This is a genomic window from Xanthomonas sp. 3058 (genome assembly GCF_014199765.1).
In the GTDB taxonomy this organism is placed as follows: domain Bacteria; phylum Pseudomonadota; class Gammaproteobacteria; order Xanthomonadales; family Xanthomonadaceae; genus Xanthomonas; species Xanthomonas campestris_B.
On record NZ_JACHOF010000001.1, the window covers coordinates 11,868 to 34,587 of the forward strand.

Annotated in this window: 18 protein-coding genes; 10 read left to right on the plus strand and 8 right to left on the minus strand. The window is 65.2% G+C overall.

All coding sequences use genetic code 11. The annotated features are described in order from the left end of the window. Positions 1-160: 160 nt before the first annotated feature. From aroA to serC, 3 genes are all read right to left on the minus strand, one after another. Positions 161-1,474, minus strand: a complete 1,314-nt coding sequence (gene aroA / locus GGR61_RS00080; RefSeq protein ID WP_184406276.1) for a 3-phosphoshikimate 1-carboxyvinyltransferase — start codon at positions 1,472-1,474, stop codon at positions 161-163. A 121-nt stretch (positions 1,475-1,595) separates the two neighbouring features. Beyond that, entirely contained in the window at positions 1,596-2,786 is a 1,191-nt protein-coding gene (pheA, locus tag GGR61_RS00085; RefSeq protein WP_184406274.1) for a prephenate dehydratase, read from the minus strand. 62 nt (positions 2,787-2,848) lie between these two features. After that, complete coding sequence (gene serC / locus GGR61_RS00090) at positions 2,849-3,934, minus strand: 3-phosphoserine/phosphohydroxythreonine transaminase (RefSeq protein ID WP_184620056.1); 1,086 nt, start codon at positions 3,932-3,934, stop codon at positions 2,849-2,851. Positions 3,935-4,110: 176 nt separating this feature from the next. Here serC and msrP point away from each other — a divergent pair, with 176 nt between their 5' ends. Continuing rightward, positions 4,111-5,079, plus strand: coding sequence for a protein-methionine-sulfoxide reductase catalytic subunit MsrP (gene msrP, locus GGR61_RS00095; RefSeq protein WP_184620057.1), 969 nt, complete (start codon positions 4,111-4,113; stop codon positions 5,077-5,079). Positions 5,080-5,240: 161 nt separating this feature from the next. Then, positions 5,241-5,897, plus strand: coding sequence for a protein-methionine-sulfoxide reductase heme-binding subunit MsrQ (gene msrQ / locus GGR61_RS00100; RefSeq protein WP_184620058.1), 657 nt, complete (start codon positions 5,241-5,243; stop codon positions 5,895-5,897). Here msrQ and GGR61_RS00105 read toward each other — a convergent pair. Further along, the gene (locus GGR61_RS00105) at positions 5,839-6,648 is read right to left on the minus strand and encodes an FHA domain-containing protein (protein WP_184406268.1); all 810 of its coding nucleotides are present in this window, start codon (positions 6,646-6,648) and stop codon (positions 5,839-5,841) included. The two genes, msrQ and GGR61_RS00105, sit on opposite strands and share 59 nt — an antisense overlap. A 173-nt stretch (positions 6,649-6,821) precedes the next feature. Between GGR61_RS00105 and GGR61_RS00110 the strand changes: the two genes are divergently transcribed. From GGR61_RS00110 to GGR61_RS00120, 3 genes are all read left to right on the plus strand, one after another. Continuing rightward, positions 6,822-7,097 (plus strand): polyhydroxyalkanoic acid system family protein, encoded by a 276-nt coding sequence (locus GGR61_RS00110; protein ID WP_184406324.1) that lies wholly within the window; start codon positions 6,822-6,824, stop codon positions 7,095-7,097. A gap of 187 nt (positions 7,098-7,284) precedes the next feature. After that, positions 7,285-7,845: a phasin family protein gene (locus GGR61_RS00115; RefSeq protein WP_184620059.1), complete on the plus strand. Its 561-nt coding sequence runs from the start codon at positions 7,285-7,287 to the stop codon at positions 7,843-7,845. 886 nt (positions 7,846-8,731) lie between these two features. Then, entirely contained in the window at positions 8,732-9,733 is a 1,002-nt protein-coding gene (locus GGR61_RS00120; protein ID WP_184620060.1) for a restriction endonuclease, read from the plus strand. A 168-nt stretch (positions 9,734-9,901) separates the two neighbouring features. On the opposite strand, the gene hutC is transcribed toward GGR61_RS00120, so the two are convergent. Together hutC and GGR61_RS00130 are read right to left on the minus strand one after the other, a co-directional pair. Continuing rightward, the gene (gene hutC, locus GGR61_RS00125; RefSeq protein WP_221237216.1) at positions 9,902-10,675 is read right to left on the minus strand and encodes a histidine utilization repressor; all 774 of its coding nucleotides are present in this window, start codon (positions 10,673-10,675) and stop codon (positions 9,902-9,904) included. Positions 10,676-10,679: 4 nt separating this feature from the next. After that, positions 10,680-12,050, minus strand: a complete 1,371-nt coding sequence (locus GGR61_RS00130) for a formimidoylglutamate deiminase (protein WP_184620062.1) — start codon at positions 12,048-12,050, stop codon at positions 10,680-10,682. Positions 12,051-12,110: 60 nt separating this feature from the next. Between GGR61_RS00130 and hutI the strand changes: the two genes are divergently transcribed. From hutI to hutU, 4 genes are all read left to right on the plus strand, one after another. Beyond that, positions 12,111-13,316, plus strand: a complete 1,206-nt coding sequence (gene hutI, locus GGR61_RS00135; protein WP_184620063.1) for an imidazolonepropionase — start codon at positions 12,111-12,113, stop codon at positions 13,314-13,316. A gap of 13 nt (positions 13,317-13,329) precedes the next feature. Continuing rightward, positions 13,330-14,871 carry a histidine ammonia-lyase gene (gene hutH, locus GGR61_RS00140; RefSeq protein WP_184620064.1) on the plus strand — a complete coding sequence of 514 codons (1,542 nt, stop codon included), beginning with the start codon at positions 13,330-13,332 and terminating at the stop codon, positions 14,869-14,871. Between the two features lie 73 nt (positions 14,872-14,944). Further along, on the plus strand, positions 14,945-15,805 hold the full coding sequence (gene hutG, locus GGR61_RS00145; RefSeq protein WP_184620065.1) for an N-formylglutamate deformylase: 861 nt from the start codon (positions 14,945-14,947) through the stop codon (positions 15,803-15,805). A gap of 16 nt (positions 15,806-15,821) precedes the next feature. Then, entirely contained in the window at positions 15,822-17,489 is a 1,668-nt protein-coding gene (gene hutU, locus GGR61_RS00150) for a urocanate hydratase (RefSeq protein ID WP_184620066.1), read from the plus strand. 139 nt (positions 17,490-17,628) lie between these two features. Here the strand turns inward: hutU and GGR61_RS00155 are convergent, their stop codons facing one another. After that, on the minus strand, positions 17,629-18,678 hold the full coding sequence (locus tag GGR61_RS00155) for a hypothetical protein (protein ID WP_184620067.1): 1,050 nt from the start codon (positions 18,676-18,678) through the stop codon (positions 17,629-17,631). Between the two features lie 450 nt (positions 18,679-19,128). Here GGR61_RS00155 and GGR61_RS00160 point away from each other — a divergent pair, with 450 nt between their 5' ends. After that, on the plus strand, positions 19,129-19,857 hold the full coding sequence (locus GGR61_RS00160) for a hypothetical protein (RefSeq protein ID WP_184406251.1): 729 nt from the start codon (positions 19,129-19,131) through the stop codon (positions 19,855-19,857). A 139-nt stretch (positions 19,858-19,996) separates the two neighbouring features. Here the strand turns inward: GGR61_RS00160 and gyrA are convergent, their stop codons facing one another. Then, the gene (gene gyrA / locus GGR61_RS00165; RefSeq protein ID WP_184620068.1) at positions 19,997-22,696 is read right to left on the minus strand and encodes a DNA gyrase subunit A; all 2,700 of its coding nucleotides are present in this window, start codon (positions 22,694-22,696) and stop codon (positions 19,997-19,999) included. Positions 22,697-22,720 lie beyond the last annotated feature (24 nt).

A 22,720-nucleotide genomic window follows, 5' to 3' on the forward strand; every position in this document is an offset into this window, starting at 1 on the left:
GCAACATGGCATCGTGAGCGGCCAACGAAGGTAGCGCGCAACTTCCAGATGGCTGTGGACGGCGCGAAGCAGCCAGCCATGGTCCAGTAGCACATGCCGCCGATCAGGGCATCGGGGTCGCCGTCCACATGACGGCGACGCACGCGCCTTGGTCGCGGCTTCAGGCCGATTCGAGTCCGAAGCCGGCGCCCTGCGCCAGGCTGTCGAAGCCCGGAAACGAGGTTGCGACATTGGCAACATCGTTCACGTGCACACGGCCGGTGGAGAGTTGGCCGGCAATCGCGAATGCCATCGCGATGCGGTGATCGCCATGGCTTTCGATCACCCCACTGCCAATGCTGCCACCGTGAATGGTCGCGCCATCCGGTGTTTCATCGACCTGCACGCCGAGCGTGCGCAGGCCGGTGGCCATTGCAGCAAGACGATCCGATTCCTTGACCCGCAATTCGGCAGCGCCGCTCACGACGGTCTGCCCATCCGCGGCGGCGGCGGCGACGAACAGGGCCGGGAATTCGTCAATCATGTCCGGCACCAGCGCCTCGGGAATTTGCGCACCATGCAGCGGCGCGTAGCGCACACGCAGATCGGCCACCGGCTCGCCGCCATGTTCGGCGTGATGTTCTTCGGCAATATCGGCGCCCATCAGCCGCAGTGCGGCGAGCAGCCCAGTGCGGCGCGGATTCAAACCCACCGCACGCAACACCACTTCCGAGCCGGGAACGATGCTGGCGGCGACGATGAAGAACGCTGCCGACGAGAAATCTGCCGGCACCGCGATATCGGTCGCGCGCAGGCGCTGACCGCCGCGCAGACGCGCCTTGCCCGGCGAAAAATCGATGTCCACGCCAAACGCCGACAACATGCGCTCGGTGTAGTCGCGGGTGGGATGCGGTTCGGTCACCGACGTCTCGCCCTGCGCATACAAGCCGGCCAGCAGCACCGCAGACTTGACCTGCGCACTGGCCACCGGCGACACGAAATCGATGCCATGCAGTACCTGCCCGCCATGCACGCGCAGAGGCGGCGTGCCGTCGGCGTCGGTCTCGATACGCGCGCCCATCTGCGCCAGCGGGCCGGTGACGCGCCGCATCGGCCGCTTGGATAAGGATTCGTCCCCCACCAGCACGCTATCGAACCGCTGCGCCGCCAGCAGGCCGGCGAGCAGACGCATGCCGGTGCCGGCGTTGCCGCAATCCAGCGCTTCGCTCGGCGGTTGCAGGCCATCCACGCCCACGCCATGCACGATGCGTTGCGATGCCGACGGCGTGTCGATACGCACGCCCAGCTTGGCAAAGATGGCGGCGGTGGAACGGGTGTCTTCGCCTTCGAGAAAGCCGTCGATCTGCGAGATGCCATCGGCCAACGCGGCAAACATCACCGCCCGGTGCGACACCGACTTGTCGCCGGGAATGGCCAGGCTGCCCTGCAGTGCGCTGCCGCGCTGTGCGATCCAGTGTTGCGTGCTGCTGCTCATGCGTGTGATCCGATTGCTGCGGCATCGCCGTGGGCGGCGATGCGTTTTGAAGAATGTGGTGGCAAGGCCATGACCGTGCAGGTAACGCCAACGATGACCGGCATTGCGGCAAGCCCGACGCTCAGGGAATCGCCACCGGATACGAACCCAGCACCTTGATCTGCGCCGAGTGCGCTTCCAGTTCGGCCAGCGCCTGCTTCATCGCCTCGTCTTCCACATGACCGGCCAGATCGATGAAGAAGCCGTACTCCCACTTGGCCTGATGCGAGGGTCGCGACTCGATGCGGTTCATGCTGATGCCATGCCGTGCGAACGGACTGAGCACGTCGAACAATGCGCCCGGCTTGTCGTGGATGAACACCAGCACCGAGGTGCGATCGTGCCCGGAGGTGGGGAAGATCTGCCGGCCGATCACCAGAAAGCGCGTGGTGTTGTCGTCGTCGTCTTCGATCGATTTCATGATGACTTTCTTCAAGCCATACACGTGCGCAGCGCTCTCGCCACCGATCGCTGCGGCATCTTCGGCATTGCGGGCGCGGCGTGCGCCTTCGGCATTGCTGGACACCGCGATCTTTTCGACCTTGGGCAGGTGCGAGCGCAACCACCCGGCGGTCTGCGCGAACGATTGCGGATGCGCGTAGATGCGCTCGATGTCGTCCAGCCGGCCGTTGCGCGAGAGCAGGTACTGGTGCACGCGCAGCTCGACTTCGCCGCAGATTTTCAGGTTCGAGGTCAGGAACATGTCCAGCGTGACCTGGATGGTGCCCTGCCCGGAATTTTCCACCGGCACCACGCCGAAGTCGGCATTGCCCGCTTCCACTTCCTGGAACACTTCCTCGATGGTGGCCATCGGCAGGCCGACGGCCGAACGGCCGAAATGTTTGAGCACCGCCTGCTGGCTGAAGGTGCCTTCCGGGCCGAGATAGCCGATCTTCAACGGCTCCTGCTGGGCCAGACATGCCGACATGATTTCGCGGTAGACGTGCACCAGCACTTCATCGCTGAGCGGGCCTTCGTTGCGGTCCACCACCATGCGCAGCACCTGCGCCTCGCGCTCGGGACGGTAGTAATCCACTGCCGCAGCGAGCTTGCCCTTGGCCTTGCCGACCTGATGGGCGAAGTTGGCGCGCTCGGCGATCAGCGCCTGGATGGTGCGGTCGATCTCGTCGATCTTGGCGCGCACGTCGGCCAGCACCGGCGCGGCAACGACCGGCTTGGTCGCGAGCTTGCCTGCAGATTTGGCGGCGGACTTGCCGGCCGACTTCGTCTTGCCGCCAGTGGCGGCAGTGGGCTTGTTGGACTTGGGAGCCATCGCTGGGCATTCCTTGAAAGGTAGCGCATGCGCCTGCGGCACGCGCTACGGTAAATGAAGACTCAGCCGTGACGCTGCTGGAAGTCGTGCATGAAGTCCACCAGCGCCTGCGCGCCTGCCACCGGCATTGCGTTGTAGAGCGAGGCGCGAATGCCGCCGACCGCCTTGTGCCCCTTCAACGCCAGCAGACCGGCCGCCTTGGATTGGCTGACGAACAACGCATCCAGTTGCTCATCGGCCAGGAAGAACGGGATGTTCATGCGCGAACGCACCGCCGGCGTGACCAGGTTGCGATAAAAACCGCCGGAGCCGTCGATCGCGCCGTACACCAGCGCGGCCTTTTCGGCGTTGCGACGGGCGAACGCTTCCACCCCGCCCTGCTCCAGCATCCACTTCACGGTGAGCCCCAGCAGATACCAGTTCCAGGTCGGCGGGGTGTTGAGCATCGAATCGCGGGCGGCATGCGAGGCGTAATTGAAGATGTCGGCGCGCGGCTGGCCGGCGCGTTCGAGCAGGTCGCGCCGCACGATCAGCACCGAGATGCCGACCGGACCCAGGTTCTTCTGCGCGCCGGCGTAGATCAGACCGTAGCGCGAGACGTCCAGTGGCTCGGAGGCGATCGAGGAACTGAAATCGGCAAACAACGGCAACGTGCCCACTGCCGGCGTGTCGCGGAATTCGACGCCGTGAATGGTTTCGTTGGCGGTGATGTGCACGTAGGCCGAGTGCGGCGACAGGGTCCAGCTGGCCACCGGCGGAATGTCGATGAACCCGCCAGCCTGTGCATCGGCGGCGATGCGTGCGTCCACATACGTCGCCGCCTGCTTGATGGCGGTCTTGCCCCAGTGACCGGTGATCACGTAATCGGCGGCCTGGCCGGGAGCGGCAAAATTCAGCGGCAGCAATGCCTGGATGGTGGTGGCGCCACCGGCGGTGAACAGCACTGCATAGTCGTCGGGAATCGACAACAACGTGCGCAGGTCCGCTTCGGCTGCGGCCGCCACAGCCATGAAATCGGCGCTGCGGTGGCTGATTTCCACGATCGAGGCGCCGACGCCGTTCCACTCGACCATCTCCGCCTGCGCCTGGCGCAGGACCGATTCCGGCAATGTCGCAGGGCCGGCACTGAAATTGAACGCGCGTGTCATGGCACACCTTGTCGAGCTAGCCGTCTAGTATGCCGCAGCGCATCAGCCTTGGCAGCGCCGGCAAACAGTTGCAACTGCATCCTTTCGACCCCTGGGACACGTAGGGGGTAAGCCTGGGCCAGAACTTTCACCCCGGTCCGTTAGTCTCACCACGTAGCCACTGTCAGGAGCGAGCCATGTCCCTTCGCGATGCCTTGAAGACGCCGTCCAGCGAAATCACCGATGAGTCCGTCTACCGCGACCGACGCCGGCTGCTGCAGCTGTTCGCCCTGACCCCGGCGCTGGGCGTGGCCGGCTGCGCCGAGGCCGACCCGCCGCCCCCGCCCAAGACCGTGGTGACGCCGGCGCAGGCACGCAGCGGCTTCCGCACCGCCGAGGAACTGACCCGGCTGGAAGACGTCACCAGTTACAACAATTTCTACGAGTTCGGCACCGACAAGACCGACCCGTCCAAGGCCGCCAAGACCTTGAAGCTGTCGCCGTGGTCGGTGAAGGTCGGCGGCGAGTGCGAAAAGCCCGGCAGCCTGTCGCTGGACGAACTGCTGAAAGGCATCACCCCGGAAGAACGCATCTACCGGCTGCGCTGCGTGGAAGGCTGGTCGATGGTGATTCCGTGGACGGGGGTGCCGCTGGGCGAGGTGCTCAAGCGCTTCGCGCCGACCTCCAAGGCCAAGTACGTGGCGTTCACCACGCTGGCCGACCCGCAGCAGATGCCGGGCGTGCGCTACCGCTCGATCAACTGGCCCTACCGCGAAGGCCTGCGCATCGACGAAGCGATGCACCCGCTGACCCTGCTGGCCACCGGCCTGTACGGCAAGCCGCTGCCGCAGCAGAATGGCGCGCCGCTGCGGCTGGTGGTGCCGTGGAAATACGGCTTCAAGAGCATCAAGTCGATCGTGGAGATCCGTTTCGTCGAAAAGATGCCCGAGACCGCATGGCATGACCTGCAACCGTCCGAATACGGCTTCTTTTCCAACGTCAACCCGGCCGTGGACCACCCGCGCTGGAGCCAGAAGACCGAGCGCCGCATCGCCGGGACCGCCAGCAAGCTGTTCGCCGAGCGCATCGCCACCAAGCCGTTCAACGGCTATGCGGATCAGGTCGCCTCGTTGTATGCGGGAATGGATCTGAAAAAGTGGTTCTAGCGCAGCACCTCACGCGTGTATCGAACTGACGTGGAGAAAAGCGCACAGGCACGCGATACGGCCCTTGCACGACGGCCTCATCGTGCATCAGCTTGTTCTTGCAACTCGTACGCTGGACATACCCCGCGCAGCGTCAGCACCGTTTTCTTCTGCGAGATCGCATGGCCAAGACATCCGCATCCCTGATCGCCGCCAAGACCCTGGTGCATGCCGCCGCGCTAACGCCGATCGCACTGCTCGGCTGGCAGTTCTGGCAGGTCTGGCAAACCGGCAGCGACGCGCTGGGCGCCGACCCGGTCGCCGAGATCGAGCACCGCACCGGATTGTGGGCGCTGCGATTTTTGTTGATCACGTTGACGATCACGCCGCTGCGCCAGCTCACCGGCCAGGCGACGCTGATCCGCTTCCGTCGCATGCTCGGCCTGTACGCCTTCTTCTATGCCAGCGTGCATCTGGCGGCGTATCTGAGCCTGGATCTACGCGGCTTCTGGACGCAGATCTTCGAAGAAATCCTCAAGCGTCCCTACATCACGGTCGGCTTCGCCGCGTGGCTATTGCTGGTGCCGTTGGCGATCACCTCCACCCAGGGATGGATGCGCCGGCTCAAGCGCAACTGGGGCCGCCTGCACATGCTGATCTACCCGATCGGGCTGCTGGCGGTGCTGCACTTCTGGTGGTTGGTGAAATCCGATATCCGCGAACCGGCGCTGTATGCCGGCGTTCTCGCCGTGCTGCTGGGGTGGCGGGTCTGGAAGAAACTCAGCGCGCGCCGAACCACAGCAAGGCGCTCAACGCCGCCGCCAGCAGCACCGCGCTGAGCAGCAGCCACGGCCAGCGCGCGACCTTCATCGGCGCACGCGCCGGCTCCGCAGTGGCACGCGGCGTCGGCAACGGCTCCGACTCGGGAAGGTCCCAGGTGGTGCCGTGATGGGTGCGCGGCACCTCGACGACAAAGCGGTGGCGGGCATCGAACACCACTTGGTCGCCGGCCTGCAGCCAGCCGTCACGTACTTGCACGCCGTTGATCCAGCTACCGTCCTCCGAGCCGAGATCGCGGATCAGCACCCGCTCGCCGTGACGCTCGAGTCGCGCATGCTGCGCGGCGAACGCCGGGTCGTCGATGACGATGTCCGAGGCTGAGTCGCTGCCAACAAGACGCGCGCGATCCAGCGTGAAGCTGCGACCGTGATGGCGGCCACCCAGCCCGCGCAGCAACAGGCAGACCTCGCTCAGGCTGGCCTGGTCGTCCAGCGCAACCTCTGCCGGTGCGCTCGACGGCGCACTGCGCAACAGCATTTCCACACCGTCGGCATAAATCGCATCGCCCGGCCGCAGCAGCGCCATGCGACGCACCGGGCGGCCGTTGACGTGGATACCGCGGATGCCGTTGGCGACCTGCAGCCACAGCCCGCGTTGGTCCAGGCAGAACTGCGCCAACAGCAACGCACCCTGCGCATCGGCAACCACCCGCACGCTGCCGGAGGCATGGCGGACGATCCGGTGGACGCCGGGTTTGAGGGAATGATCCGGCTGCTGCCGGTGGGTGAAATGAACTTGCAGATCGCGCACCGGCCGCAGCCTAGCAGGTTTGCCCCCTGCAGCGGCCAACAATGTGACCGGTGCCCGCCTGACCGACGCGCGGCGTCGGCCACTCGGTTGTGGCCGGCGACCGGCAGCCGCACTTGGAGCCTGGCCCGCGCATGCGCACAATGCGCGCTCCTTTGGTCTTCCCCATCGAACCCATGCCCAGCATCGATATCCGCCACGACCACTCCTTGACGCCGGCCCAGGCCCGCGCAGCGATCGACGAGGCGGCGCGCAAGTTGACCGATCGCTACGGCATCGCCTCGCATTGGGAAGGCGACACCTTGCGCATTGCACGTTCCGGTGTGGATGGCGCGATCGCGCTGCTGCCGCAGCAAGTGCATGTCACCGCCGAGCTTGGCTTTCTGCTGTCGGCGATGCAGCCGATGGTGGAATCGGAAATTCGCCGCCTGCTGGCCGAAAAACTCGCCTGAGCCCGAAGACCAGTCGGCGCTCCTGTCGGATATCTGCGGGCGGGTGCTTCAGCGCCAAGTCACCCGCTGCGCCCCTGATGGGCGGATGCTTGCAACATGACCTGAGCAGGCCATGTTTCACCTGCCCGATGCAGCATCGGCACTAGGGTGAATGCCACGTCACTTTGGCAACCTACAGGAGCATCGCATGACGACCGGATACGATCAGAACGCTAACCGCGACAATGCGGCCCAGGGCTTTCAGGCACAGGCCGAACAGATTTCGCGCCGGCTTGGCGAATCGGCGCAGACCGTGTGGCTGGCCGGACTCGGCGCGCTAGGTCGGGTGCAGAACGAAGGCGGCAAGTTGTTCGACTCGCTGGTGCGCGAAGGCGCAGCCTATGAGCGCACCGGCCAGCGCAAGGCCGCCGAAAGCGTCGAAGAGCTGCGCGAAGAAGTGGAAACCCAGTTCGGGCAGGCACGCGACACCGCCGTGCGCGGCTGGGACAAGCTGGGCAAGGCCTTCGACGAACGGGTCAAGGGCGTGCTGCGTACGCTCAATATCCCCGAACAGGACGAACTTGAAAACCTGCGCCGCGAGGTGGAGTCGCTCAAGGCCCAGGTACGTGCCAACACCGCCGCCACCAAGCGCGCCAATCGCACGGCCAACCAGGCAGCGCAGGCCACCAGCAGCGATGCGTCCGCCACCGGCTCGACAGCCGGTGCCAGTTCGACCACCACAAATACCGGTGCGTTCGACGGGGAATAAGATTCGACGCGGAATCAGAGCGGTCAACAACGTAGCGCAGATTGCCAGCTGGTGTGGCCGTCTTGTCCACTCTGGCGTCATGTGGATGGTCCCGAGCTGCGCTGGTCGAGGGCGCGGTGCCCTCACCGCTCGCGGCACACGCCGCAAGTACGTTCCTCTACCTCTAGGCTCCGTGGCGGCATCCATGCCGCCACAGGGTTCCGCAAGCGGCGAGGACACCGCACCAGACAGTTGATCGGCTGCTTTGGTGAAGGCCTGTCTATTAGCCGGCTTGCGTCGACAAGCTGATACGACGCGCCTTTATCCGAGCAACGCACCTCGTGCATTGCTTGCACCCATGCACCGACTGTCACGACGAGTCCTTGCCCGTCCACCATCGCGGGACCTTATGCGGCATGGATGCCGCATAAGAGCCTACGGACGTACTTGCGGCAGGTCCCGCGATGGTGGGCGGGCAAGGGCCCTGCGGCCAAGCCGCAGATCTGTCGCCCGAAGACTGCTGCCAACTCCGGCACTCGCCAGCCGCCGACCGCGGCCGGCGTTAATCAAGACTGCGACATCACGCTGCAGCACGAATAAGGTCGCTCGCATCCATGCGAGACGCGATCGCTCCGTCCTTAACGCACTCTCCACGTTCTTTAACGGTTCCGCGCTGATAGCCGTTGAATGTTGCAAAGCAGCATGCTTTTTTGGACAATCGGGAGTGACCCGCCAGTCCTGTTCCACGAAGTCCGTTTGCTCCCCTCCCCTCACGGCTTCGGACTGGCGGGTCTTTCGCTATCTGGATCACGGCTTGTGATATCTCCATCCGCGATCCATTGACGAATCTTCCGCGAAGGATTCTTCTAGGCGCAACGTTTCGTTATACGTGCCATACCTTCGTTTAATGCTCATCCCGTCCTGGATCGTTGTCTTGCTGGCCGCACCGCTGCTCTGGTTGGTGGCGTGCGCTTACCTCTGGCTCGTGCGTCGTCCCGACAATGAACTACATGAGGGCGTACGCGCACTGGCGGACATGCAATGGCGCGACTTCGCCGCCACGGTGCTACGCGTGTTGCAGGACCAACGTGGCTGGCAGCCGGTGCAGCTACCGCAGGACGGCGTGCCTACCGCCGACTTCATGGTGCACACCAGCCACGGCACCCGCCTGGTGGCCTGCAAACATGGGCGCAGCTATCGCATCGGCGTGGCGGCAGTGAACGAGTTGGGTGCACTGGCACGGCTGGCCGGCGCCAGTGGCGGCGTCATGGTCACCGAAGGCCGTATGGAGCACGAGGGCCTGGCCGCTGCGGAAAAGCAATCGATCGAAGTGCTGGATGGTGCGCGCCTGTGGCCGCTGCTCAAGCCGTATCTGCCGGGCGATATCGAAAGCGCGGTGGTCGGCAAGGCACGTCGCCGCGCGATCCGGCACAGCAGCATCGCCGGTGCTGTACTGACCGTACTGGCACTGGTCGCCGTGCCTGCATTGCATACGCCAGTTGCAGCGCCCGACCCGGTACCGGCGGTGGCGTCCCCGTCCGCATCCCCGGCATCTGTGCGCACCCCGTCTGCTACACCGACGGCGTCGGCTGCTGTCGCCACACCGGCGTCCCCATCGACACCCGCAGCCACGCCGGCACCGGCTGGCGAAGAACCGGATGCGGCGACCATGCAGGCGTATCGGCGCGAAGTTTCCAAAGCGCTCGCACAGACACCAGGACTGGTGCGTGGCATCTGGATCAGCCAGGCGACCTTGGCGGTGGATCGCAGCATCGACGACAGCGCGGCCTGGCCCTTGATCTGTCGCCACGTGGAACGCTATCCGTACCTGCGCACCGTCCGCGTGCAGCTCAACCCGCGTCCGGGCGTGGCCGAGCCGGTACGCTGGCGTCAGTGCACGACGATTTGAGCGCAGCGCGGCGGCCGGTTGCGATCCGTTGTCCGGTACGGACTCGTCCTCCTGTATGCGCACTTGCAGTCGCAGTGCACGGGCGACGTGCCGGCACAGCCTCGCCGGCATCCCGGCAGACAGTGAAACACTCGCTGGGTGATCGCATCCAACGCGTGGCAACCCGCCTCAACGCAGGCCGGGCGCAAACCGCGCCACCAGATCGTAGGACCCGCCCAGAAACAATTGGCGCACGTAAGTGACCGGCTGATCGCCGCGCCAGGTGTGGCGATCGATGACCAGACAGGCCGCACCATCGTCTACCTGCAACCGTTCGGCTTGCGCGGCATCCACGCTGACTGCGCTGATGCGGTGTTCGGCACGCGTCCACGGCACGTTGCGCAACAGCCAACTTCCCGGCGCCACGTCGGTGAACGCTTGCAGCAATGCCTCCGGCACCGTGCTGGTGTCGATCACGCGCTGCTCCAGCGCGAACGGCCTGCCGTCTGCCAGGTGCACGCTTTCCAGCGCCAGCACCTTGCCGCTGCTGCCCAGGGCACGTTCCTGCGGTACGCGCTGACGCAAGTTGCGTAGTCGCCGCGACAACAGCGAGAACTGGTACACGTGGCCGCGCGCGGTCATCTCCACTTCGATGTCCGGGATCGACAACGCAACCTGTTCCAGATGCGGATGCGGACGCGCGACAAACGAGCCGGTGCGGCGACGGCGTTCGATCATGCCGGCGTCGGCCAGCAAGCCGAGCACCTTGTTTACTGTCATGCGCGAGCAAGCGTATTGCGCCATCAATTCGTGTTCGGGCGGCACGCGGTGACCCGGCGGCCAGTCCCCACTATGAATGCGTTGTTCCAGATCCTGCCGGATGCGCTGATGCAAGGTGCCTGGCTCGGCGGTGGGGGAAGCGGTCACAGCAGGTCTCCGGTCGGATGCGCATTGTGCGCGCATCCACTCATTTGCTCAGCAGTGCTCGTAGGACGCCGGCAAAACGCGTGGCGATGCGCGCACGATCGACATGTTGCCCACCGCGCACCACTTGTTGCCCGGCACGCCAGACAGTGCGCACGGCGCTGCCGCGTGCGGCAAATAGCCAGCTATCCAACAACGCATCGTCGCTACGTGCCAGCAGTGCCGGATGGGCCGGGTCCAATTCGAGCAGATCGGCCGGCGCACCGACCCGGATCCCGCTCAGTGCACTCCCCAGCGCCTGCGCCGCGCCCTCGCCGGCCTGATCGAACAACCATCGCCCGCTGGAAACCCCACCTTGCGCCAGCACATTGCGCGCCTGTCGCTGCAGACGTTGCCCGTATTCGAGCAGCCGCAGTTCTTCGGCCGCATCGATCAGCACATTCGAATCCGAGCCCACCCCGAAGCGCCCACCCGCCGCAGCAAATGCCTGCATCGGGAACAACCCATCGCCCAGATTCGCCTCGGTGATCGGGCACAACCCGACCACTGCGCCGCTGTCGACGATGGCCTGCAACTCGGTCGCATCCACATGCGTGGCGTGCACCAGGCACCAGCGCGCATCTACCGACGCGTTGGCCTGCAGCCACTGCACCGGACGCTGGCCCGACCAGGCCAGACACGCATCGACCTCGCGCTGCTGCTCGGCGATATGGATGTGGATCGGGCCATCGGTGAGCGGCACCAGCGCAGCCAATTGCTCCGGTGTGACCGCGCGCAGGCTGTGCGGCGCCAGCCCGAGTACGGCATCCGGCAACGCGTCGAGGCTGCGCTGGCAGTCTTCCAGCAACCGCGCGAAGCCGTCGATGCTGTGGATCAAGCGACGCTGCGCTGCGTTCGGCGCCACGCCACCGAAATCCGAATGCGCATAGAACACCGGCAACAGCGTCAGCCCGATACCGGTGGCGGCGGCGGCAGCGGCGATGCGCTCGGACATCTCGCCGGCATGCGCATACGCCACGCCACTGGGACTGTGATGCAGATAGTGGAATTCGCCGACGCGGGTGAAGCCGCTTTCGAGCATTTCCACATAGGCCTGTTCGGCGATCGCTTGCAGGCTGTCGGGATCGAGCCGGTCGACGAAGCGGTACATCAACTCGCGCCAGCTCCAGAAACTGTCGCCGCTGCGCCCGCCCACTTCGGTCAGTCCGGCCATGCCGCGCTGGAACGCGTGGCTGTGCAGGTTGCCTAGCCCAGGCAGCAGCACCTCGACACGGGTATCGGTGGCGGCGAGCGCGGTATCGGCCTGTACTGCGGCAATGCGCCCGTGCGCCAGCGTGATCCGCACGCCACTCGCCCAGCCAGCGGGCAAATGAGCCCGGGCTGCCCACAATGCGTGTACCGGTTGGTCTGCCACTGGACACCCTCGATCGTCGAATCTATTGTATATACATATCAGACAGTACGAGCCTGCGCCATGCATTGCGACGTCCTCTGGCAGAACGCACAACTGATGACCCTGGATGCCACCGATGGCGGCCTGGGCATCGTGAACGATGGCGTGGTCGCCTGCCAGGACGGCCGCATCGTCTACGCCGGCCCGGCCGCGCAGGCCACCGCGCTGCAGCCAGGCACCGCGCACGACTGCCAGCGCCGCTGGATCAGTCCCGGCTTGATCGATTGCCATACCCACCTTGTCTACGCCGGCAACCGCGCCAACGAATTCGAGCAACGTCTGCGCGGCGCCAGTTATGCCGAGATTGCCGCAGCCGGCGGCGGCATCGTGTCCACGGTGCGCGCCACTCGCGCCGCCGATGACGCAGCGCTGCTGGCGTCCAGCCTGCCGCGCCTGGACGCCATGCTCGCCGAAGGCGTGACCACGCTGGAAATCAAATCCGGCTACGGGCTGACGCTGGAGGACGAAATCAAGCAGCTGCGCGTGGCCAGCCAGCTCGCCGCACTGCGCAAGGTCGAAGTGGTGCCGACCTTCCTCGGCGCGCACGCGGTGCCACCGGGCAGCGACGCGCAGACCTATATCGACGAGGTCTGCACGCAGATGATGCCGGCGATCGCCGCGCAAGGTCTTGCCGAGGCGGTGGACGTGTTCTGCGAGCATCTGGCGTTCTCGCCCGCGCAGGCCGAGCAGGTCTTCATCGCCGCGCAGGCACACGGCTTGAACATCAAGATCCATGCCGAACAACTGAGCAATCAGCACGGCGCGCAACTGGCCGCGCGCTATGGCGCACTGTCGGCCGATCACATCGAATATCTGGACCAGGCCGGCATCCTCGCGATGGCCAGCGCCGGCACGGTGGCGGTGCTGTTGCCGGGCGCGTTCTATTTCACCCGCGATACCCAGGTGCCGCCGATCGCCGCGTTGCGCGCTGCCGGCGTGCCGCTGGCCCTGGCGACCGACTGCAACCCAGGCACCTCGCCGCTGACCAGCCCGCTGCTGGCGATGAACATGGCCGCCACGTTGTTCCGCATGACCGTGGACGAATGCATCGCCGGTTTCACCCGCGAGGCCGCGCGCGCGCTTGGGCGTAGCGAGCGACTTGGCCGGCTGCGCGCGGGCATGGACTGCGATCTGGCGATCTGGGACATCGACGCGCCGGCCGACCTGGTCTATCGCATGGGCTTCAACCCTCTCCATGCCCGCGTCTGGCGCGGGCATTCCTGCTGAAACCGGAGTCGTCATGAGTGCATCCGTTGTCCTGCAGCCCGGCCAGGTCACCCTGGCGCAGTGGCGTGCGCTGTATCGCGGTGCCGAGGTCGTCCTGGACGACGCCTGTGCGGCGGCTGTCTTGCGCAGCGCGCAAACGGTGGACGCGATCGTTGCGCGCGGAGAGCCGGTCTATGGCGTCAATACCGGCTTCGGCAAGCTGGCCAGCGTGCGCATCGAGCGCGAGGACCTGCAAACCCTGCAGCGCAATATCGTGCTCTCGCACGCGGCCGGCGTCGGCGATCCCACGCCGGTGCCGGTGGTGCGCCTGATGATGGCGCTCAAGCTCACCAGCCTGGCCCAAGGCGCTTCCGGTGTGCAGCCGCAAACGCTGGCGTTGCTGGAGGCGATGCTGCAGCGTGGCATCACGCCGGTGGTGCCATGCCAGGGCTCGGTCGGCGCCTCGGGCGATCTGGCGCCGTTGTCGCATCTGGCTGCAGTGATGATCGGCGTTGGCGAAGCCTTCGTCGGCGAGCAACGTTTACCCGCCGCCGATGCACTCGCGCAGGCGCAACTACAGCCGCGCGTGCTGGGCGCGAAGGAAGGCCTGGCACTGCTCAACGGCACCCAGTTTTCCACCGCCTGCGCATTGGCCGGCCTGTTCGAGATCGAAACCGTGTTGCAGGCCGCACTGGTGACGGGTGCGCTGTCGGTGGAAGCGGCCAAGGGCTCGGATACCCCGTTCGATGCGCGCATCCATGCGTTGCGCGGCCAACCGGGGCAAATCGCGGTCGCCGCAGCGCTGCGCGATCTGATGGCCGATTCGAGCATTCGCGAATCGCACCGGCTTGGCGATGTGCGCGTGCAGGATCCGTATTGCCTGCGTTGCCAGCCGCAGGTGATGGGTGCGGCGCTGGACATCATGCGCCAGGCCGCGCGCACCTTGCAGATCGAGGCCAATGGCGTCTCCGATAACCCGCTGGTCTTCAGCGACACCGGCGAGGCCTTGTCGGGCGGTAACTTCCACGCCGAACCGGTCGCGTTTGCGGCCGACATGCTGGCGATGGCGGTCTGCGAAATCGGCTCGATCAGCGAACGCCGCACCGCGATGCTGGTGGACCCCGCATTGTCGGGCCTGCCGGCCTTTCTCACCCCGCGCCCAGGCTTGAATTCGGGCTTCATGATTCCGCAGGTGACCGCTGCGGCGCTGGTGTCGGAGAACAAACAACGCGCATATCCGGCCAGTGTCGATTCGATTCCGACCTCGGCCAATCAGGAAGATCACGTGTCGATGGCAGCGCACGGCGCACGGCGCTTGCTGGCGATGGCCGAGAACGCTGCGCACGTGATCGGCATTGAACTGCTGGCGGCCGTGCAAGGCTGCGATTTCCATGCTCCGCTGCGCACCAGCGCCGCGCTGGAAGCTGCACGCGCATTGCTGCGCGCACAGGTGCCGACCTTGCAGGACGATCGCTATTTCCATCCCGACATGCTGGCGGCCAGCACGTTGGTGCGCTCGGGCGCACTCGCGCAGGCGGTCGCCATGGCGTTGCCAGGTGTGGAGCAGCACGCATGAGTTGGCAGGCTGACGGCACGCAATCGCGCCATCAAAACGTCTCGGCGATTGTATTGATGCGAGGCACGCACCGATGAGCGCCCTGCCCTGGCTCGAAATACACCGAGGCGACGCGCCACTGATCGTCAGCTTCCCGCATACCGGCACCGAGTTGCCGGACGACGTGGCCGATCAGTTCGTGTCGCCCTGGCTGGCACGGCGCGATGCCGACTGGTGGGTGCATCAGCTGTACGACTTCGCGCAATCGCTGGGCGCCACCACCGTGCGCACCGCGATCTCGCGCTCGGTGATCGACGTCAACCGCGACCCGAGTGGCGCCTCGTTGTATCCGGGCCAGAACACCACCGGTCTATGCCCGCTGACCACCTTCGACAATCAACCGTTGTATGCCGACGGCGCTGCACCGGACCAGGCACAGATCGCCTTGCGCCGCACACGCTGGTTCGAGCCGTATCACTCAGCGCTCGCCGCCGAAATCGCGCGCTTGCGCGAGCGGTATCCGACCATCGTGATCTACGACGCGCATTCGATCCGCTCACATATTCCGCATCTGTTCGATGGCGAGCTGCCGCAGTTCAATATCGGCAGCAATGACGACCGCAGTTGCGATCCGGCGCTGGCCGATGCGGTGGAGCAGCTGTGCCGCAGCAGTGGCTCGAGCACCGTGCGCAATGGGCGCTTCAAGGGCGGCTGGATCACCCGCCATTACGCGCAACCAGACCACGGCGTGCACAGCTTGCAGATGGAGCTGGCGTGTCGCGGCTACATGCGCGAGCCGGACGAGATCACTCCGGAAAACTGGCCCTCGCCATGGCAACCCGCACACGCGGTGGCCTTGCGTGCCGTGCTGCGGCACGTCCTGCTGGCCTGCCTGCAATTCGCCACAACCACCGACCACTCACCCACCACCTCGCCGCGCGCGGCGCAGCGTTGATTGCAAGGAAACCGGCATGACCCGTCACGATGCAACCCGCGTCATCCGCGCCGCCACCGGCACCACGCTCACCGCCAAGAGCTGGCTGACCGAAGCGCCGTTACGCATGCTGATGAACAACCTGGACCCGGACGTGGCCGAACGCCCGCAGGAACTGGTGGTGTATGGCGGCATCGGCCGCGCCGCGCGCGATTGGGAATCCTTCGATGCGATCGTCGCCGCGCTCACCCGCCTGGACGACGACCAAACCCTGCTGGTGCAGTCCGGCAAGCCGGTCGGCGTGTTCCGCACACATACCGATGCACCACGCGTGCTGATCGCCAATTCCAACCTGGTGCCGCGCTGGGCCACCTGGGACCACTTCAACGAACTCGATCGGAAAGGTCTGGCGATGTACGGCCAGATGACCGCCGGCAGCTGGATCTACATCGGCGCGCAAGGCATCGTGCAAGGCACCTACGAAACCTTCGTGGAAATGGGCCGCCAGCATTACGGCGGCAACCTGTCCGGCAAGTGGCTGTTCACTGGTGGTCTCGGCGGCATGGGCGGCGCGCAACCGTTGGCTGCGGTGATGGCCGGCGCCTCGTGTCTGGCGGTGGAATGCCGCCGCTCCAGCATCGACATGCGCCTGCGCACCGGCTATCTGGATACCTGGACCGACGATCTGGACGAAGCACTGCGCCTGATCGAGGAATCGTGCACGGCGAAGAAGCCGCTGTCGGTCGGCTTGCTGGGCAATGTCGCAGACGTGTTGGACGAACTAGTGGTACGTGGCATCAAGCCGGACCTGCTGACCGACCAGACCTCCGCGCACGACCCGGTCAACGGCTACCTGCCGCAGGGCTGGACGGTGGAGGAATGGGACGCAAAGCGCGTGTCCGCACCGAAGGACGTGGAAGCCGCCGCGCGCGAGGCGATGGCCAACCACATCCGCGCCATGCTCACCTTCCACGCACTCGGCGTGCCCACCGTGGATTACGGCAACAACCTGCGGCAGATGGCGCTGGAAGCGGGCGTGGACAACGCATTCGACTTCCCCGGCTTCGTACCTGCCTACATCCGGCCGCTGTTCTGTCGCGGCATCGGCCCGTTCCGCTGGGTCGCGCTCAGCGGCGACCCGGAAGACATCGCCAAGACCGATGCCAAGGTCAAGGAACTCATTCCCGACGATGCGCACCTGCATCGCTGGCTCGAGATGGCCGCCGACAAGATCGCTTTCCAGGGCCTGCCTGCGCGCATCTGCTGGGTCGGCCTGGGCGACCGCCACCGGCTCGGCCTGGCCTTCAACGCCATGGTGCGCAGCGGCGAACTGAAAGCGCCGGTGGTGATCGGCCGCGACCATCTGGATTCGGGCAGCGTGGCGTCGCCGAACCGCGAAACCGAAGCCATGGCCGACGGCTCGGATGCGGTGTCCGACTGGCCATTGCTCAATGCATTGCTCAACACCGCCAGCGGCGCCACCTGGGTCTCGCTGCATCACGGCGGCGGCGTCGGCATGGGTTTCTCGCAGCATGCCGGCATGGTGATCGTCTGCGACGGCAGCGACGCGGCCGACAGACGCCTCGAACGCGTGCTCTGGAACGACCCGGCCACCGGCGTGATGCGTCACGCCGATGCCGGCTATGCCATCGCCACCGAGTGCGCCAGGGAAAAAGGGCTGGATTTGCCCGGAATTTCGCGCTGAGCAAGGACGTGCGGACAACGCGCTGTGTATTGCTGCGCGCTGCCGAGATGCCGACACATCGCACTGGCGAGGTGAAGTGGATGCCTGCACAACCTGCTTTACGTCGCTGCGTCGGACGACCGCAATCAAGCCCGTTGGTTCAGTGGCTCTTGCTGTCCACATCTGTCTGCTGGCAGGCCGATGCCGCTGCCCGCAGCAATGCGGCATCGTCCAGGTGCGGCGCGGGGCCACGTGCCGGATAAGCGGCTGCGATCGCCTTTGCCGCGCGATCGGCATCCGGCTGGATGTACCACTGCGACGACAACGGCAACGAGCGCCCGCGTACAGCGTATTCGAACCGATACTGGCCCCAGTAGATGGCCAGTGGCTCCTCCAGCGCGTTGAGCGGGTTACGCAACGTGGACGCACCTGGGCACAACTGCAGGAAGTTGGAGGCCAGGGCGCGTTTGCGCTCAGACCCCTGCCCTGCTGACAGATAGTGGCTCAACTCATGCAACAGGATCGGCGTCCAATCCATCGATGGCGCGCCATCAGGCGCGTCATGCTGCGAATACAACAGGATGGTGCGCCCACGCACCTTGGCCTGGGTGCTGTCCGACTCCGGCCACCACACGAATCGCGCCTGGAACACCGGGGGCGGTGGCACTGCAAAGAACGCGCGCATGTCCGATGCCAAGCCAGCAACGCCCGGGCTGCCCAATGCTTCTTTCAGCAACCGTGTCTGCGTTTCAAAACGCGGCGCAACTGCGATTGCGCGGGTGGCACGCCCGACAAAGCGGGCGAAGTACGCGCGTAGCATCACCTGGTCATCTGCCGACTGCGCTGCAATCGCCGCGTTCGCTGCGGCCTCGAACTCCCCGCCTCCCAGAAAGTATCGGGAAAACGGATCCGCATGACGGGTCACGTCTGCCGCGAAAATGCGCTCGGCTGCATCCAGCATGTCGTCTTCTGCCAGCCCGGATGTGCGACGGCGGAAGTCCGCATAGGCGGCGAGCGCGCTGCGATCTGCATCATCCAGACCGCCGTGCGTTTCCATATAGCGGCGGTAGACGGGAACGGTGAAACCGGGCAGCCAGTCCGACAGGTTATCCAGCAGATTGAATAGATCCGCAGCTTCGCTGTATTCCACATTCATCGGCAGCGCCGGCGTTGCCGGTGGCGCTGCATGTGCGGTTGCGGACAACAGCATCCAGATCAACGCAAGGGAGCCGACGCCCGGCAATGCGCTGGACCAACAGTCACTCCATCTGCGCATGACGAACCCTGGGCTGGCGGATCGCTGGATTCGAGCATGCGGCGATGCTTGCCCACAATATGTCGTTGGTTAGGGGGGGGGGCGGTCTAAAAGCAAGACTTACCTGTGCAGAGTGCGACAGGATCGAGGCAGGCGCAGCGGTTGGTCTTGCAGGCAGGTTTTCCAACGCTGTGGCGCAGCGTGGCCGGTCACGCATCGATCCCGGGAGCGGTCCCCCGCATCGCGGCGAACCGGCGGACGTTGCGACGGCCACAGCCGCCATGAGCGGCACGTTGCAGCCCGGTCGACCCACCGCAGCAGTCAGACGCCATCACCGTCGCGACGATTGCCCTCAAGTCTGCGCGGTACAGGCCGACAAGGTATGCAACGTTTCGAGGAATCTCTATGGGCATCTTGATCTACCTGGTGCCTGCATTCGCACTCTGGGCGCTGATCGCCACCGTGCTGGCGTTTGTGCGGGGCCGGCAATTGCGTGATGAATCCGGCCAGCACGCGAGCACCCAGGACAGTCTTGCGCGTTATCAGGCAGCCCTGTCGCAGCTGAAAGCGCGTGCGGCGGCCAGTACGCTGGAGCTGGAATCGCTGCAGCGCAGCTACGCCGTGCTCAAACAGTCGATGGAGCAGCAGGAACAGAACGCATCTGCGCAGCAGGCGGTCACTGCCGACCAGGTGATTCCAATGGTGATGGTGCAGCAGTTGGACATCGCCAACGAGATCGGCACCTTGTTCGGACATGTGGCACGCGTGGCGCGCAGCCTGCGCCGTTACAGCGCCTACAGCCGCGGCCACAACGCCCCGGAACCGAGCACCGCCCGTTACGACCTGCATTGGCTGGCGGACTGCCTGCACAGCTTCGACCAGGTCGGCCATGCACTGTTGCGCGGCAATGTCGCTGCATTGATCACGGCGTGCCAGGATCTGCTGTCGATGTACGACCACTACTTGAAGGATGGCTCAGGCTACAACAGCCGCGACACCTTCCAGCGCCTGAGCAGTGATGTACCGCTATCGGAGGCGACCGACGCCATCCGCTCGATCATCGTCAAGGCAACGCTGGCGCAGGATGCGCAGGACGCAGTGAAGGAAGAGGCGATAGCCGCGAACGTCGGTTGAGTCGGAAATCGGGAGTTGCGCAATCGCTGCGCTCTTGCGTGCAGCGTCAAAGGTGGGTTGCAGATTGGTACCGCACGCAATAAAAAACGCCGGCTGTGGGCCGGCGTTTTTCGTCAACTGCGTGGATCGGATCACCCGATCACGCTTCGGTCGGAGGCAACTCGCTGGCGGGTGCGGCGACGTCGTCCACCACATCTTCCGCTTCATCCAGTGACGCATCCAGGCGTTCGACCGCCTGCAGCTTTTCGCCCTTGGACAAGCGGATCAAGGTCACGCCCTGGGTATTGCGACCCACGCGCGAGATCTCCGAACCGCGCGTGCGCACCAGGGTGCCGCCATCGGAAATCAGCAGCACTTCGTCGGTGGCGCCCAGCAGCACCGCACGCACCAACTTGCCGTTACGCTCGGTGGTCTGGATGCCGATCACGCCCTGCGTGCCGCGGCCCTTGCGCGGATACTCGGTCAGCGGGGTGCGCTTGCCGTAGCCGTTCTCGGTGGCGGTAAGGATATAGGCCATGTCGTCGCTCTCGGCGAGGTCGATCACCTCCGCGTCGACGCCGTCCGTGCTTTCCACCACGTCCTCGACACCCTCGTCCTCGAGATCGCCTTCGATGCCGCCGGCACGCTCTGCCACGATCAGGCTGACCACCTCTTCGCCCTTGGTCAGACGGATACCGCGCACGCCGGTGGCGGTGCGGCCCATCGAACGCACCGTGGATTCGCCGAAGCGCACGGTCTTGCCGTTGGAGGCGAACAACAACACGTCGCGGTCGCCGTCGGTCAAGGCCACACCGACCAGCGCATCGCCCTCGTCGAGGTTGATGGCGATCTTGCCGCGGGCCAGACGGAAGGCGAATTCGCTCAGCGGGGTTTTCTTGACCGTGCCGTTGCGCGTGGCGAAGAACACATAGCGGTTGTCGGCGTATTCGCGCACCGGCAGCACCGCCTGCACACGCTCGCCGGGTTCCAGCGGAATCCAGTTGATGATCGGACGGCCACGCGCGTTGGAGCCGGCTTCCGGCAACTGATACACCGGCAGCCAGAACACCTTGCCGCTGCTGGTGAAGGTCAGCAGCGTGTCGTGCGTGTTGACCAGCCACAGCTGATCGATGAAATCCTCTTCCTTGGTCGCTGCGGCTGAGCGGCCACGGCCACCACGGCGCTGCGCGCGATACGCGCTCACCGGCTGACGCTTGGCATAGCCTGCGTGCGAGAGCGTCACCACCACGTCTTCCGGCGAGATCAGATCCAGGATGTCCAGATCTTCTTCGCTGTGACGGATCTCGGTGCGGCGTTCGTCGCCGTACTCTTCGCGGATATTGATCAGCTCATCGCGGATCACCTGCAACAGCACGTCGGGGTTTTCCAGGATGCGGATCAGGCCCTGGATGACCTCGAGCAACTGCTTGTACTCGTCGGTCAGCTTTTCCTGCTCCAACCCGGTCAGGCGATGCAGGCGCATTTCCAGGATCTGCGAAGCCTGCACTTCACTGAGCTGATAGAAGCCATTGGCCAGGCCCACGCCCGGCGCCAGGTCTTCCGGCTTGGAGGCTTCGGCACCGGCGGCGCCCAGCAGCGCGCCGACCAGACCCGGTTCCCAGGTCTTGGCCAGCATGCGCTCGCGCGCTTCCTGCGGGTTGGCCGAGGTCTTGATCAGCTCGATCATCTCGTCGATGTTGGCCAACGCGACGGTCAGGCCTTCCAGCACATGCGCACGCGCACGCGCCTTGCGCAGCTCAAAGATGGTGCGGCGGGTCACCACTTCGCGGCGGTGGCGGATGAACGCCTGCAGCATCTGCTTGAGGTTCATCAACTGCGGGCGGCCGTCGATCAGCGCCACCATGTTGATGCCGAACACCGACTCCATCTGGGTCTGCTGATACAGGTTGTTGAGCACAACCTCGGCCGACTCGCCGCGCTTGACCTCGATGTAGATGCGCATGCCGTCCTTGTCGGACTCGTCGCGCAGCTCGCTGATGCCTTCGAGCTTCTTTTCCTTGACCAGCTCGGCGATCTTTTCGATCAGCCGTGCCTTGTTCACCTGATACGGGATCTCGGTGACGATGATCGCTTCACGGCCGTTGTCGGCCACTTCCACGTCGGCCTTGGCGCGCATGCGCACGCGGCCACGGCCAGTGCGATAACCGGCAGCAATGCCGGCGGTGCCATTGATGATGCCGGCGGTGGGGAAATCCGGGCCGGGGATGTACTCCATCAGGCCTTCGACATCCAGTTCCGGCGTATCGATCAAGGCGATGCAGGCGTTGATCGCTTCGGTCAGATTGTGCGGCGGGATATTGGTGGCCATGCCCACCGCGATACCGGCCGAGCCGTTGACCAGCAGGCTCGGGAACCGGGTCGGCATGACCGTCGGCTCCTGCTCCTTCTCGTCGTAATTGGGCTGGAAATCGACGGTTTCCTTGTCGATGTCGGCCATCAGCTCATGCGCCAGCCGCGACATGCGCGACTCGGTGTAACGCATCGCCGCGGCGGAGTCGCCATCGACCGAACCGAAGTTACCCTGACCGTCCACCATCATGTAACGCAGCGAGAACGGCTGCGCCATGCGCACCAGCGTGTCGTACACCGACTGGTCGCCGTGCGGGTGGTATTTACCGATGACGTCGCCGACGATACGCGCCGACTTGAAATAGGCCTTGTTGCTATGGGCACCCAGCTCGTGCATCGCAAACAGCACGCGGCGATGCACAGGCTTGAGGCCATCACGGGCATCGGGGAGTGCGCGGCCCACGATTACGCTCATCGCGTAATCGAGATAGCTCTTGCGCATCTCGTCTTCCAGATTGACCTGGATGATTTCCTTGGCGGTTTCTGCCATTCGGGTTCCGTAAGTGAGGTGGCG